The sequence below is a fragment of the Caulobacter mirabilis genome, assembly GCF_002749615.1.
In the GTDB taxonomy this organism is placed as follows: domain Bacteria; phylum Pseudomonadota; class Alphaproteobacteria; order Caulobacterales; family Caulobacteraceae; genus Caulobacter; species Caulobacter mirabilis.
This window is the reverse complement of the sequence record NZ_CP024201.1, coordinates 226,098-240,728: the sequence shown is the minus strand read 5'-3', so window position 1 is coordinate 240,728 and position 14,631 is coordinate 226,098. Positions and strand designations below refer to the sequence as shown.

The window sequence follows — 14,631 nt, the reverse complement described above, 5'->3', positions numbered from 1 at the left end:
GGGCCGTTCCATGATCCGCCGTTTCCTGCTCGCCACCGCCGCCGTCGCGGTCGTCGCCAGTCCCGCGCTAGCGCAATCCGCTCCCGTCGAAAAACGCACCGCCGGGACGCTGACGCTCGAAAACGTGCCGGCGACGCCGCCGGCGCTGCGCGACGAACTTCGCCGCTATCAGAACAGCCGGCCGGCCAGTTTCGCCGACTGGCTGGACGACGGCTCGATGCTGATCGTCACCCGCTTCGGCCAGACCAACCAGTTGCACCGTGTCGCCGCGCCGGGCGGCGTTCGCACCCAGTTGACCTTCTTCGACGAGCCGGTGCCCGGCGCGCTCGCCCGCCCCGGGACGAACAGCTTCCTGTTCACCAAGGACACCGGCGGCGACGAGTACTTCCAGGGCTACCTCGCCGGCCTGACCGGAGCGGAGGTTGCGGTGACCGAGCCCAAGACCCGCAACGAGGGCTTCACCTTCTCGCCGGACGGCAAGACGCTGTACTGGAGCCGCGTCACGCCGGGCGACGGCAACTACGACATCATGGCCATGACGGTCGGCGACCCCGCCAGTCGCCGGGTGCTCCTCGAGGGCGAGGGCGCGATCCACATCACCGCCATGTCGCCCGACGGCCGGATGGCGCTGGTCCAACGCTACATCACCTCGACCGCCAGCAAGCTGTTCACGCTGGACCTGACGACCGGCGCGCTGAAGCCGCTGAACGACTCCAAGCGCGCCATCGCCTACGCCGGCGGCGCCTTCGCCCGGGACGGCCGCGCCGTGCTGGTGCTCAGCGACGAGGACGGCGAGTTCAAGCGGCTGGTCGAGATCGATCTGGCCAGCGGCAGGAAGACCGCCGTCACGCCGGCCGACCTGAAGTGGGACATCGAGTCCTTCGATCTCAGCAAGGACGGCCGGGTCCTGGCCTACGGCGTCAATGAGGGCGGCCGATCCAAGGTCGTGGTCCAGGACTTCGTCACCCGTCGCGCGCTGCCCCAGCCCGAACTGCCGGTCGGGGTGCTGACCGCGCTGGAGTTCTCGCCGGACGGCTCGAAACTGGCGATCGGCGTCAACAGCTCGACCTCGCCCGCCGACGTCTGGAGCTGGGAGGTGACCGCCGGCGTGCTGACCCGCTGGACCACCAGCGAGACCGGCGGCCTGGACCCGGCGGCGCTGGTCGACCCGACCCTGATCAGTGTGAAGTCGTTCGACGGCCTGCAGGTCCCCGCCTGGATCTATCGCCCGAAGGGCGCGCCCGGCAAACGCCCGGTGATCATCGACATCCACGGCGGCCCGGAGGCGCAGGCTCGCCCGGGGTTCAACACGCGGCAGCAGTTCTGGGTGAAGGAGCTGGGCGCGGCGGTGATCGTGCCGAACGTCCGCGGCTCCGACGGCTACGGCAAGTCCTACCTGCTGCTCGACAACGGACCCAAGCGCCAGGACAGCGTCAAGGATATCGGCGCCCTGCTCGACTGGATCGCGACCCAGCCGGACCTGGATAAGGATCGCGTCGTGGTCACCGGCGGCTCGTACGGCGGCTTCATGACCCTGGCTTCGCTGGCCGCCTACAGTGATCGCCTTGCCGGGGCGATCGACATCGTCGGCATCTCCAGCTTCACCACCTTCCTGCAGAACACGGAAGGCTATCGTCGCGACAACCGCCGGGCGGAGTATGGCGACGAGCGGGATCCGAAGATGAAGGCCGTCTTCGACCAGATCTCGCCGCTGAACCTGACCCAGAAGATGACCAAGCCGCTGTTCGTCATCCAGGGGCGGAACGACCCGCGCGTGCCCTGGACCGAGGCCGAGCAGATCGTGGCCAAGGTGCGCGGCCAGGGGAATGACGTCTGGTACATGATCGCCGCGGACGAAGGCCACGGCTTCCGCAAGAAGCAGAACATCGACGCCCAACGTGAGGCGGAGATCCTCTTCCTGCGCAAGGTGTTCGGCGAATAGTTCCGCCGACGGCGGCGTCGGCCGCTCCCCGAACGGGAGCGGCCGTGTCTCCTAGCTCAGCACCACGATGGTGACGCGGCGGTTTTGCGCGCGGCCTTCGCGGGTTTCGTTCGGCGCGACCGGTTCGGCTTCGCCATACGAGATCGTCGCCATACGGTTCAGCGCGACGCCGGCGCGGTTGAGGTAACGGCGAACGGCCTCGGCGCGGGCCTGGCCGAGTTGCTCGTTGTGAGCCTCGTCGCCGGTCGAGTCCGTGTACCCCTGGATCTCCAGGTAGACGTTGCGGTTCTCGCCCTTCAGGCGGTCGGCGAATTCGGCCAGCCGCTGTTCAGCTTCCGGCGACAGGGCGTGCCGATCCGTCGGGAACTTCACCGAGTCGTCGGACAGCACCACCTCATAGAGGAACTTGCCCTCGGCCAGCTTGTGGGCCGAGGTCGCGCGGTCCAGCGCCTGGCGCGCCGTGCCGTCGACCTGGGTCACCCGCTGGTCGACCCCCTCGACGCGCTGATCGACCACAGCCACCTGTTCGCGCACGAACTTGTGGCTCGCGCAGCCGGTCGTCACCAATCCCATCGTGACCAGCAGGCCGCCAACGGCCGCGGTCTTGAGCATCGATCTGTTCAAGTCTCTCTCCATTCTTTCCCAGGGACCGAACCCCAGTAATCACGCAACCCCGCAACTACGGGATCGGTCGAGGCAGAATGATGGCGAGGCGTTGGCAATAACATGGCCGCCGCATGTAAGATCACACGCGCCCAAACAAATAATATTTCGAGGGATGGAACTATATTGAGAGTTGCGCGTTCAGCGCGCCCATCTGCTCAAACCTAGAGTAGCGTATCGATCATATTCCGCACAATTGGAACGCTAGCGCTCAAAATCACGATCCCGGCGCCACGATCCTGACGTGGTCAGGTGGTTTCAGCGAAAAATGTCTCGCTGGCGAAGATCGATCGTCCCCGTCCTGTTTCCGCATCCGCGGCGCGGGGCCGCATGACCCGAGCGGATGACCGAGCCCCGTCAGCGCGCCTGAAGCGCTGGGCGCCCGCCGTCGGCCTGGCCGTCTCGGCGCACGTCGCGCTGCTCCTGACCCTGGCGGCCGTGACCCCGCGAGGCCCCGCCGTCACGGCCTATCCGGAAACGCCGATCGCCGCGATCGTCCTGCCGCCTCCTCCGCCTCCGCCGGAACCGCCGCCCGCCCCCAAACCCGCCGAGACCGCGAGCAAGGCGCCGGACAAGCCGGCGGCCGCGGCGCCGCGCAAGGCGCCGCCGGCCACCCCGAAACCTGCCGCGAAACGCCCCTCCCCCGCCAAGCCGGTCGTTCAGCCGCGCGTCGCCAAGACTTCGCCGCCGCCGGACGTGGAGCCCCTGCCCGCGCCCGGCGGCGCCATTGGCGAACCCTCCGTCCTGCTCGGTGACGCCGCCCTGGCCGGTGCGCTGGTCGCCGGAGCCGGGCAGGGCGCTGGGGGCGGCGATGGCGCAGGCGGCGGAGGCGGCGGGCGTTGCGACATGGTCGAGCGCCTGCAGGAGGCCTTGCGCGGAGATCGCGAGGTCCGCGCCGCCGTGACACAGGCGCATCGTTCGTTGTCGGCCGGCGGCAAGGCCATCCTGGTCTGGAACGGGGAGTGGATGCGCAACCCCGGCCAGGACGGCAAGGGCCTGGCCGGGGTGCGCCAGGCGATCGCCATGGAGGTCGCCTTCGCCCCGGCGGCCTGCCGGACTCAGCCGATGCGGGGCCTGGTGCTGATCACCTTCGCGGATGCTCCTGGGTCGCCGAGACTGGCGCTCGGCTCGGAGCGCTGGCGCTGGAACGACCTTCTGGCCGCGCGCCGCTAGGCCGCGACGGAAGCAGCCGCGCGCGACAGCGGCAGGCGCACCTCGAACCGCGCGCCTTGGCCTTCGACGCTGTCGACGCCGATCGAGCCGCCCATCAGGGCGCTCAGTTCGCGGCAGATCGCGAGTCCCAGCCCGGCGCCGCCATGCCGGCGGGTGGGCGAACTGTCGAGCTGGGTGAACTTCTGGAACAGCTCGGCCTGGCGATCGAACGGAATGCCTATCCCGGTATCCCGAACGACGAGCCGCAGCCCATCGCCGCCGGCGCCCCCGTCGATGAACACCGCGCCGTGGTCGGTGAACTTCACCGCGTTGGCGACCAGGTTCGACAGGATCTGCCGCAGCCGCGCCCGGTCGCCGACCCAGGCGCCCGCCGCGTCAGGCGCGATCTGCACGACCAGCGCGAGCGCCTTGGCCTCGGCCAGAGGCTGGAAGGTCCCCCTCACCTCCTCAAGCAGATCGAGCAGCTCGAACGGCTCGATCGTCAGGTCGGTCCGACCCGCCTCGACCTTGGCCAGATCGAGCACGTCGTTGACCAGGGCCAGCAGGGCGACGCCCGAGGTCTTGACCAGGCCCACGCGCTCACGCTGGCGCGGCGAGAGCTGATCCATCTCGATGGCCTGGACCATGCCCAGGACGCCGTTGAGCGGCGTGCGGATTTCGTGGCTCATGTTGGCCAGGAAGCGGGATTTGGCGACGCTGGCCGCCTCGGCTCGGTCCCGCGCCACGGTCAGATCCTCCATCGCCTGCCGGAGGGAAACCTGGCGACGATCAAGATCGACCACCATGGCGTCGAAGGCGCGCGTCAGGCGGCCGATCTCGTCGCCCCGAGCTGTCGCGCCGGTCGGATGGAAGCCCTCGCCGGATCGCACCCGGTCCATGGCGGCCGACAGGCGGGAGACCGGCTGCGCGATCATCCGGGACAGCCATAGCGCCGACAGGACCGTCAGCAGCGCCGAGAACAGAACGCCCGCCACGAGCGTGCTTCGCGCGACGGCGGCGGCTCGGTCCTGGACGCCCACCTCCCGGGCGGCGCGGGCTTCCGCCTGGCGGGTCAGGACCGCCAGGGCCGCTTCGGCCGGCTCGATGGCCCGGTCGGCGAGACCATCCGGCCGCACCAGACCCGCCGCCTCGATCCGCGCGACGCCGGAAGAGGGCAGCCTCTCGACCGGCTCGATCACCCGCCGGCGGTAGTCGCCGTAAGCCTCGGTCAGGCGGCGAACGCCCGCTTCGAGTTCTGGGTCTCCGGCGGTGATCCGCCGCAGATGGGCCAGCTGAGTCTCGAACCGCGCGCGGTGCACGTTTTCGAGCCGGCGCAGATAGTAGGCGTCCCCCGAGAGAAGGTAGCCGCGCAGGGCGTTTTCCTGGCGCACCAACCGGTACTCGGCGTCGCCGGCCGCGCGCAGGATTTCATGGGCGTGAGCGGTGCGGTCGGCCGACTGCTCGTGATTCTCCACGGCGAAGTGCACGACCACGCCGGTGGCCGCGATCGTCGCGACCAGCGCCGAAAAGACGGCGACCAACTTCGCGGGAATGCTCCAGTCCCCGAAGCGCATGAACATCTTCCCCCGGGCCGCGGGCCGGGACGTCTCACTGCGAGAGCCCCGGCATCGCGACAACGCCTGGTTAAGAAGCCTCCTGACCCTTGAAGCCTGGTTAATTCCGAGAACAGAGAGACGCGCGCGCTCGTGACGAGACATCGCGCTCGCGCTCGGCTAACAAGCGCGCTCATGACCCATGCCGTCCCGATCCGCCCGCAACCGGTCGTTCCCGTCGAGGGCTCGGACCGGTCCTTTCCCGTGCGCCGCATCCTGTGCGTGGGGCGCAACTACGCCGCCCACCGGCGCGAGATGGGCGGGGACGACCGGGACCCGCCGTTCTTTTTCACTAAGCCCGCCGACGCGATTGTCCCTCCGGGCCAGGACGTTCCCTACCCTTCCGCCACCACCGACCTGCACCACGAGGTCGAGCTCGTCGTGGCGGTCGGCGAGCATGGCGCGATCTTCGGCTTCGCCGTCGGCGTCGACCTGACTCGCCGCGACCTGCAGGCCGTGGCCAAGGCCAAGGGCCACCCCTGGGACGCCGCCAAGGGCTTCGACGCCAGCGCGCCCATCGGCGCCATCCGCCCGTTCGAAGGCCGCATCCCGCAAGGACGTATCGCCCTGTCGGTCAACGGCGAGATCCGGCAGCAGGCCGAGGTCTCCGACATGATCTGGTCGGTCGAGGAGATTCTTGTCGAGGCCGGCAAGCTCTGGGCGCTCCAACCCGGCGATCTGATCTTCACCGGCACGCCCGAGGGCGTTTCGGCTCTGGTCCGCGGCGACCATGTGACCGGCGAGATCGAAGGGGTCGGCGTGATCGATTTCAAGGTGGTCTGATGACGCTCACCCTGCACAGCGCCTGGCGCGCCTCGGCGCCCTACCGGGTCCGCATCGGACTGAACCTCAAGGGCGTGGCCTACGACTACGTTCCAGTCGACCTGGTCGCCGGCCAGCAGCGCAGCGAGGCCTATCACGCTCTCAACGCCCAGAACCTGGTGCCCTCGCTGGTGCTGGAGGACGGCCGCGTCCTGACCCAGTCTCTGTCGATCCTGGAGTGGCTGGAGGAGACCCGGCCCGAGCCGCCGCTGCTGCCGAAGAACCCGCTGGACCGCCAGGCCGTCCGGGCGATGGCCCTGCTCGTGGCCTGCGACATCCACCCGCTGAACAACCTGCGCATCCTCAAGGCGCTGTCCGGCCTGGGGCTGGACGAGCCGGCGCGGAACGCCTGGGTCCACCGCTGGATTAACGACGGCTTCGTCGCGCTGGAGCCGATGGTCGCCCGCTACAGCCGCGGCTACGCCTTCGGCGACACGCCGACCATCGCCGACGTCTGCATCGTGCCCCAGGTCTACAACGCGTCCCGCTTCGGCGTAGACATGGCTCCCTACCCGGCCATCGCCGCCGCCGCCGCCCGCGCCGGCGAGCACCCGGCGATCGCGGCCGCCCATCCGAACAACCAGCCCGACGCGGCGAAATAGGCAGGACCTGCATGCTCGACGACCTGAAAGCCAACAACCGCGCCTGGTCCGTGAAGAAGACCGAGGTCGACCCGGACTTCTTCAAGCGGCTCGAGAACCAGCAGAGCCCCGAGTACCTGTGGATCGGCTGCTCCGACAGCCGCGTCCCGGCCAACGAGATCGTCGGCCTGGATCCGGGCGAGCTGTTCGTGCACCGCAACGTCGCCAACCTGGCCCCGCCGCAGGACGCCAACTACCTCAGCGTGCTGCAGTTCGCGGTCGAGGTCTTGAAGGTGAAGCACATCATGGTCGTCGGCCACTATGGCTGCGGCGGCGTGAAGGCGGCGATGGACGGCCTGCGGCTGGGCCTCGTCGACCACTGGCTGCACCCGATTCGCGAGGTTCACGAGGCTCACCGCCACGATCTCGAGCCCCTTGAGGAAAGGGAACGCTGGGACCGGATGTGCGAGCTCAACGTCATCCGCCAGGTGCAGAACGTGGCCTCGGACCTGTTCGTCCAGGACGCCTGGAAACGCGGCCAGCCGCTGTCCGTGCACGGCTGGTGCTACCGCCTGTCGAACGGACTGGTGAACGACCTGAACGTCACCGTGACCAACCCGTCCGAGTATGAGGAACTGGCCGGGATCAGTTCCTGATCCGGACCTTGGCGCGGGCTTCGCGGCCCGCGCCGTCGATCACGGTCAGCTCGTAGAAGCCCGCTGCGGCGGGCCGCCAGACCGTCCGCCCGCTGACGGCGTCCACCGCCAGCGGCGCGCCGTCGGCGTACCAGCGCAGCCCCTCGCCGCCGGCCGCGAGCACCAGGCCGCGCGAACCCGGCCCATAGCCCTCGACCTGCACCGTCGCCCCGTCCGGCGGGAAGATCAGGTTCGGCCCGGCGTCCGCCTTCTGCAGGGTGGCCAGCGCCGCCGGAGCCCCTTTCGGCGCGATGCGCGGCGGCGCGGCGCTCGGCGCGGCCAGAACATCGGCGGCGTCGAACAGCATCGGCAGCGCCGCCTCCCGTCCGGTCAGGCCGCCGCGTGCGCCGCCGTCGGCTCGCCCCGTCCAGACGATCACGACATAACCTCCCACCACGCCCGCCGCGACCGCGTCGCGGAAGCCGTAGGACGTGCCGGTCTTGTAGGCCATGCCCGGCCCGCCACGGGTCAGGGCCGCCGGAATCCGCCCCTTGGGCGGCGGCGCCTCGCGCAGGATGTCCAGGACCTGCCGCGCCGCCTCGGGCCGCACCAGCCGGCTTCCGCGCGACCGATCGTTCCGCCGCGCCTCCTCCTCCGTCCAGGCCAGCGGTTTCGCCACGCCCTCGTCGCCCAACGCCGCATAGAGCACCGCCAGGTCGCGCAGGGTGATCCCCTCGCCGCCCAGGGCCAGGGCCAGGCCCGGCGCCTTGGTCTCCGCCTTGGGCCGCACCAGCCGTACGTCGGCCGCCTCGAGCCGCGCCAGGAAACTGGACGGCCCGACCTTCTCCATCATCGCCACTGCGGGCACGTTCAGCGAATGCGACAGCGCCTCCCGCGCCGTCACCTTGCCGCGGAAGGTGCGGTCGAAGTTCTCGGGCTGATAGTCGGCGAAGCGGGTCGCGACGTCCTCGATCTGGGTGTCCGGCGCAGCCACGCCGTCATCGAAGGCGAAGGCGTAGACGAAGGGCTTCAGGGCCGAGCCCGGCGAACGCAGGGCCGTCGTCATGTCGATCCAGCCGCCGGCGCGGTCCAGTCCGCCGGACCCGACCGCGCCTCGCACGGCCCTTCCTTCGATCTCGACGACCAGAATCGCCGCCGTCGCCTCCGGTCCCTGCTGCCGGGCATAGGCGGCGGCCAGCGGCTCCAGCCGCGCCTGCAGGGCCGCATCCAGGGTGCTGCGGACCGTCGCCTGCCGGGTCGGGGCTTCGCGCGCCAGCTCGCCGGCGACGTGCCAGGCCAGGGACGGGAACCGCTCGCGTCCAGTCGGCAACGGCTCGGTCTTGGCCTCTTCGACCGCCGCCCGACTCGCCAGCCCGGCGTCGGCCATGCGGTCCAAGACCCGATTGCGCGCGGCCCGCGCCTGGGTCGGGAAACGGTCCGGCCGACGCCCCTCCGGCGCCTGGGGCAGCGCGATCAGCAACGCCTGCTCGCCCAGGGTCAGGGTCTCCGGCTCATGGCCGAACCAGCTCAGGCTCGCCGCCCGCACCCCCTCAAGATTGCCGCCGTAAGGGGCTAGGGTCAGGTACAGGGCCAGCAGGTCGCGCTTGCTGTAGCGGGCCTCGATCTGCGCGGCCCGGACCATCTCGATCAGCTTTGCCCCGAACGTCCGCGGCCGGGGTTCGAGCAATCGCGCGGTCTGCATGCTGAGGGTCGAGGCCCCCGAGATCACGCGCCCCCGCAGCAAGGCCTGGCCGGCCGCCCGCGCGACGGCCTTCGGATCCACCCCGCCGTGTTCTCGAAACCGTTCGTCCTCGATGGCGACCAGCCGGGCAAGGAAGGAAGGATCCGTCCGCCTCAGATCGGCCCGTAGGCGCCAGCGACCGTCCTCGACCGGCAGGGCGCGCAGCCAGGCGCCGCGCCGATCCAGCGTGACGGGCGACGACCGCTCGCCGCGCGAGAGGTTCGGCGGAAACAAGGCGTCGAGGCCGACGACCACGACCTCGACCGCCAGGAACGCGATCAGACCAAGGACGAAGCGACGCACGCGACCGGGTTAGCTCCCGGCCGCAATGATCGTCCGCCCGGCGGAGCCGCGCGCGTTGACGCTCGGCCGATACATGTCCCGCACCTCGGGCGCCGGCAGGAAGAAGTCGCCCGGCGTCACCGCCCGCGCGACATAGGCCACGGCGAAGGTCTTGTTCCCCGCCAGGTCCATCGCCGCGATGTAGCGGTCGTCGCGCGCCTCCTGCACGTCCACCCCGCTGAGTTCGCCGAGGAACTTGAATGGCCCCTCCTTGGCGTCCTCGGGGCTGAGCGTGGTCTCGATCTCCCAGCCGGCCGGCAGGGCGTCGTCGATGACCAACGGCAGGGTGCGCCCCTGGGCGGAGCGCCCGCTGACCAGAACGATCACCCGGTCGCCCTGGTTCAGGGCCGAGGGATCGACCCCGCCGCCGGTCATGGTGAAGAACCGCTTGCCGACGCTGACGCCGTTCGACTCGCCCATCGGAGCGGCGATGGTCGTGCCGCGCACGGTCACCGTTCGCCACAGCGCGCCGCCGCCGCGATTGACGAAGCGGGCGTCGGCCAGCTTGCCCACCGACCAGCGCATCTGGCCGGCCGTCGGGATCGCGTTGGCCCCGGTCGCGTCGATCTTCATCGTCCCGGCCGCCTTCAGCATGAAGGACGCCGCCTGCAGCAGCCGGGCCTGCTCCTGGGTGTTCAGGCTGTCGGGGTCGCGCACGGCGCCTTCCAGCCGCTTCTGAAGATCGCGGGCGATATCGACCTCGCCGGCTTCATAGGCCAGGGCGATGATCCCGGCCGTGTCGCGCAGCGGGCTCTGGTACCAGTCGGCGTCGTCGCGATGGCCGAGCGAGGCAACCGCCTTGCGCAGCGCCGAGCGGGCGCGGGCCTTGTCGCCCATCAGGGCCAGGCCGGCGCCCACCTGGGCCTTGGCCAGCGGGTCGTTCGACTCCTTCATGTGGACGTCGTGCCACCAGCGCAGGCGCGCCAGGTCGCCACGGCCGGCCTTGGCCAGGACGTACAGCGCATAGGCCGAGGCCCGGCTGCGCATCCGCTTGGTCGCGGCCTTGGACTCGTCGCCGTTGCGGCCCCACCACTCCGGATACTCCAGGCGGTAGGACACGTTGGCCCAGCCTTCCGGCCGGCTGATCTGGCGCATGGCCGCCAGGGCGCGGTCGAGGGCCGCATCCGGCACCGGCGCGCCGCGCACCTTGGCCTCCCACAGGAAGTCGGTGGCGTAGGCTCCCAGCCAGGCGTCCGCCTCGCCGTCGCCGACACGCCAGAGACCGAAGGCGCCGTCCAGCGTCTGCCGGTCGAGCAGGCGTCCGACCGCGTCGTTCAGGGCCGCCGAGCTGCTCCGCCGCTTGGGATCCGGCGCCAACTCGTTGGCGAACAGCAGCGGATAGGCGACCGAGATCACCTGCTCGGTGCAGCCGTAGGGGTAGCGCGACAGCGACACCGCGATCGGAGCCGGGTCGAAGCCCTTGAACGGCGAGTAGCTGACGTGCAGCGACACGTCGCCCGCGGCCAGACCCGAGAGCAGGCTGGCCGGCGGGGTATAGCTTTCGCCCGGCTTCTGCAGCTCGACCGTGGTCCGGGTGATCGGACTCCACCCGATGCGGGTCTGCAGCGGATAGGTCTTGGCGGTGGCGAAGTTGTTCGGGCCGGTGACCTTGAAGCCGACCTCGCCGATTCCGGTCCGGGTCGGGGCCAGGAACGGGATGCGCTCGGCGATCCGCTGGCCGAGCACCAGCTGGAACAGCTTCTTGAGCGTCATCTGCAGGCCGTTGGTCGAACTGGTCTCGACCTGGTAGCCGCCGGCCGCGCCCTCGACGTTGTGCAGTTCGAGCGTGGCGACCGGCTTGTCCCCCGGCGCCAGGAAGCGCGGCAGGTTCAGGTCGGCGACCACCGCCTCGCGCACCGTCATCGGCTTGGACGCCGAGCCGACGGCCTCGTCGGTCCAGGCCACGGCCATCACCCGAAGCTCGCCGTTGAACTCGGCGGCGGGCAGCTTGATCTTCGCCTTGCCGTCGATGCCGGTCTCGACCACGCCGGACCACAGGGCCACCGACTTGATCGGCGTCACCGTCAGGCCCTCGCCGCCGAGCTGGTCGGCGCCGAAGTTGACGTTGGCCGGCGCGCCCAGGTTCGGGTCGAGCAGGCGGCCGTAGTCGTCGCGGTAGTCGAGCGTCAGCGCCCGCTTGCCGAAGTACCACTTGGCCGGATCGGGGCTGTCGAACTTGGTCAGGCGCAGGATGCCTTCGTCGACCGCGGCGATGGTGACCTTGGCCCGCTGACCCAGGCCCAGGCCCTTCACCGCCACCGGCACCTCGACAGCCTCACGGCTGTTGAGCTTGGCCGGCGTGCCGAGTTCGACGGTCAGCTTGCGCCCCTTCGGATCGAGCGGAACGTAGAGCAGGCCCAGCGCCCGGCGCGGCTTGGGCGTCGCGGTCGGGTCGCGCGGCTGGATCACGCTGACCAGGACATAGGCCCCGCCGCCCCAGGCGGCGCTGGTCTTGAGGGTGACGCTGCCGCCCTTCTCGCCGACGCTGAAGGTCTTGAAGTCGATGACCCGGTCGGTGGCCACCGCCACCTGGGCCTCGCCGGCGTAGGGAGCCTTGATGGTCAGGGTGACGCTGTCGCCCTGGCCGACCGGCTTGTCGCCGGCGGTGATGCGGACGAAGTCCGGCGCCTCGGCGTCCTTAGCCGGCGCGCCCCAGCCGGCGGCGAAGCGGATGACGCTCTTCACGCCGTTCGGGGCCTCGACCACCATGCGGTAGTCGCCCCAGCCGAGCTTGCGGGAGACCTTCGCCGAGCTTCCGGCGCCGATGTTCAGTGCACCGCGCTGGACGATCACGTCGCGGCTGGTGCGCCGCCACTGCCAGCGGCCGTCCTGCTGGAACCAGTCGTAGTTCCAGTTTTCCGAGATCAGGGTGTAGGTCGCGCCCGGCGCGGCGACGCGCTTGCCCAGGCTGTCGACCGCGATCACGTCCAGGCTGACCGGCGCCGCGTCGCCGCCCGTGGCGTCGCCCTGGTCGACCTTCACGCCCAGGTACAGCGGCTTGGTGCGGACCTTCAGGAACAGACTTTCGCGCACCGGCCGGCCGCCCGGCTCGAACACCGAGGCGGTGACCGTGGCCTTCAGCGGCGCGCTGGTCTCCGGCAGATCGTTCGTGGCCAACGACAGGGTCGCCTTGCCCTCGCCGTCGGTGACGCTGGTTCCCAGCTCCATGAACTTCTCGGGGAAGGCCGTCTGCTGGTCGCCCCATTGGTAGTCCTTGTAGGCCGGGAACGGGTTCGGGTCGGCCATGACCCGCGCCTCGCCCTGGGTCTGCAGCCCCGCGCCCGCCGCGCCGTAGAGGAAGCGTGCGGTGACCGCCACCGAGCGGGTCTCGCCGGCGGCCACCGGCGTGTCCTTGCGGCCCTCGGTGTCGACGGCCAGCCGCTGAGGTGCGAAGTCCTCGACCGAGAAGGCCATTTCGCCGACCGGATCCTTGATTCCCTCGATCTGCAGGCTGGCCTTCCAGCGACCGCGCGGCGCGCTCTTGGGGAGCACGACGTCGCTGGTCACCGCCCCGGTCGGGGCGTTGTCGAAGGCGATGCGCTTGAACTCCACGCCCGAGGGGCGCTTTACGACGATCACGCCCTTGCGGTCCTTGACCGCCTTGGACGCGCGGTCGCGGATCAGGGCCGCCAGGTGAACCGTCTCGCCGGGGCGGTAGATGCCGCGGTCGGCGTAGAGATAGCCGTCGATGTCGCTGTCCAGCTTGCGGCCGCCGGTCTCGTCGACGTCCTCCCCGCCCGGCGCGTTGCGGCCGCCCATGCCCTGCTTGCTCAGGTCGACCGGCGAGCGGTCGAGGTCGAGCACGGCCAGGTCGCCCTGCGGCCCGTAGGCCATGACCATCTTCGGCCGCATGGCGCCCTCGCCCTGCAGCAGCGGACGCGGGAAGCGGACCTTGCCGGAGCCGTCGGTCTTGGCCTCGGCCAGGTCCTCGCCGTTGCGGGCGACCAGGGCGACGCGCACCCCGGCCTGGATCTTGGCGGTCTTCAGCGAACGCACGACCACGTCGAGGGACTCGGCGCCGTCGTAGGCGATCATCGCCATGTCGGTGAAGACGATCCAGCGGCGGGCCTGGGCCGGCTGGGTCCCCTCGCCGCTGTCGTCGTCGTCGGACTTCACGCCCGAGGAGGCGTCGCGAACCTTGATGACGTAGCCGCCTGGCGACATCTCCTTCAGCACCGCGCCCAGCGGGAAGACGGTGGTGACCCGTTCGCCCTGGCCGCCGCGCACCGCCACGTCGCCCTTCCAGACCACACGGCCCTCGTCGTCGGGGCTGTCGTCGCCGTAGTCGCTCGGCCACTGGCCCTCGCCGGTCGGCTCGGGCGCGCTGATCGACTTGCGCACCAGGTTGCGGTCGGAGACCCGCCAGACCTCGATCTGGAGGCGCGAGACGTTGACCGTCTCGATGCCGACGCCGTCGGCGTCTTCGCGGGGCAGAATCACGCCGTCGCCCGCGAAGCCGACGTAAGGGGGCTTTTCGCCGAAGGTGAAGTCGACGTCGGCGTTGGCCGCCAGCGTCTGGCCGCCGGCCCCCGGCAGGCCCTTGAGCAAGGTCACGCGGCGCTCCGTCAGGCCCAGGCCGCCGATGCAGAGCTCCGCCTTGTTCCTGGAATTGACGCTGACCGCCGGGGTCCCGCCGGTGTCGGGCGAGATCAGGACGAAATCGGCGTAGGCCTTCGACGGGTCGAGCGGCTTGCTCATCTCGATACAGGCCAGCGGCTCGCTGCGGCTGGTGTCGAGCCGGGTCTTCCAGACCGCGAAACCCTCGGGCTTGGGAACGCCGCGCCGGGGCGCGCCGGCGTCGCGCGGCTTGCCGAACAGCGACCATTTGGGGCCGGTCGGCTCCGGAGCGGACGCGGTGGAGCCTTCGGCGCCGCCCTTGCCCCCAAAGAAGGCCGGCATCCCGCCCGCGGTGACGTAGCCGCCGCCGAAGCCGAGAATCAGGGCGGCGACGCCGGTCGCGACGGCCGGCGCCTTCCAGTCCTTCCAGAAGGCGCGGCGCCAGAACGGCGCGGGCTTGGCCGGGGCCGGCGCGGACGAAGCGGATTCGACCGGCGGTTCATCCGTCGGAGCCATGAGCCTACTCCCAGCCAAAGCATTCCGCGGATGTGATCCCAAGCGCGCGAAACGGTCAATCGCGCCA

General features: G+C 70.5%; 9 protein-coding genes. 5 read left to right on the top strand and 4 right to left on the bottom strand.

Annotation, left to right across the window (positions count from 1 at the left end; genetic code table 11):
- The first annotated feature begins 10 nt into the window (after nt 1-10).
- Nucleotides 11-1,942, top strand: a complete 1,932-nt coding sequence (locus CSW64_RS01200; protein WP_099620377.1) for a S9 family peptidase — start codon at nt 11-13, stop codon at nt 1,940-1,942.
- A 51-nt stretch (nt 1,943-1,993) separates the two neighbouring features.
- Here CSW64_RS01200 and CSW64_RS01195 read toward each other — a convergent pair whose 3' ends face one another.
- Entirely contained in the window at nt 1,994-2,566 is a 573-nt protein-coding gene (locus tag CSW64_RS01195) for an OmpA family protein (RefSeq protein WP_099620376.1), read from the bottom strand.
- Nucleotides 2,567-2,935: 369 nt separating this feature from the next.
- Between CSW64_RS01195 and CSW64_RS22145 the strand changes: the two genes are divergently transcribed.
- Nucleotides 2,936-3,778 carry a hypothetical protein gene (locus CSW64_RS22145; RefSeq protein WP_099620375.1) on the top strand — a complete coding sequence of 281 codons (843 nt, stop codon included), beginning with the start codon at nt 2,936-2,938 and terminating at the stop codon, nt 3,776-3,778.
- Here CSW64_RS22145 and CSW64_RS01185 read toward each other — a convergent pair.
- Nucleotides 3,775-5,331, bottom strand: coding sequence for a sensor histidine kinase (locus CSW64_RS01185; protein ID WP_172448415.1), 1,557 nt, complete (start codon nt 5,329-5,331; stop codon nt 3,775-3,777). The two genes, CSW64_RS22145 and CSW64_RS01185, sit on opposite strands and share 4 nt — an antisense overlap.
- Before the next feature lie 174 nt (nt 5,332-5,505).
- Here CSW64_RS01185 and CSW64_RS01180 point away from each other — a divergent pair, with 174 nt between their 5' ends.
- The 3 genes from CSW64_RS01180 to CSW64_RS01170 are packed head-to-tail and all read left to right on the top strand — an operon-like array spanning nt 5,506 to nt 7,429.
- Nucleotides 5,506-6,153: a fumarylacetoacetate hydrolase family protein gene (locus tag CSW64_RS01180; protein ID WP_099620373.1), complete on the top strand. Its 648-nt coding sequence runs from the start codon at nt 5,506-5,508 to the stop codon at nt 6,151-6,153.
- Entirely contained in the window at nt 6,153-6,794 is a 642-nt protein-coding gene (gene maiA / locus CSW64_RS01175; protein ID WP_099620372.1) for a maleylacetoacetate isomerase, read from the top strand. The genes CSW64_RS01180 and maiA overlap by 1 nt, the downstream gene beginning before the upstream one ends.
- An 11-nt stretch (nt 6,795-6,805) precedes the next feature.
- Nucleotides 6,806-7,429: a carbonic anhydrase gene (locus tag CSW64_RS01170; protein WP_099620371.1), complete on the top strand. Its 624-nt coding sequence runs from the start codon at nt 6,806-6,808 to the stop codon at nt 7,427-7,429.
- Here CSW64_RS01170 and pbpC read toward each other — a convergent pair.
- Together pbpC and CSW64_RS01160 are read right to left on the bottom strand one after the other, a co-directional pair.
- On the bottom strand, nt 7,419-9,452 hold the full coding sequence (gene pbpC, locus CSW64_RS01165; protein WP_099620370.1) for a penicillin-binding protein 1C: 2,034 nt from the start codon (nt 9,450-9,452) through the stop codon (nt 7,419-7,421). The two genes, CSW64_RS01170 and pbpC, sit on opposite strands and share 11 nt — an antisense overlap.
- A 9-nt stretch (nt 9,453-9,461) precedes the next feature.
- On the bottom strand, nt 9,462-14,564 hold the full coding sequence (locus CSW64_RS01160) for an alpha-2-macroglobulin family protein (RefSeq protein WP_099620369.1): 5,103 nt from the start codon (nt 14,562-14,564) through the stop codon (nt 9,462-9,464).
- Nucleotides 14,565-14,631 lie beyond the last annotated feature (67 nt).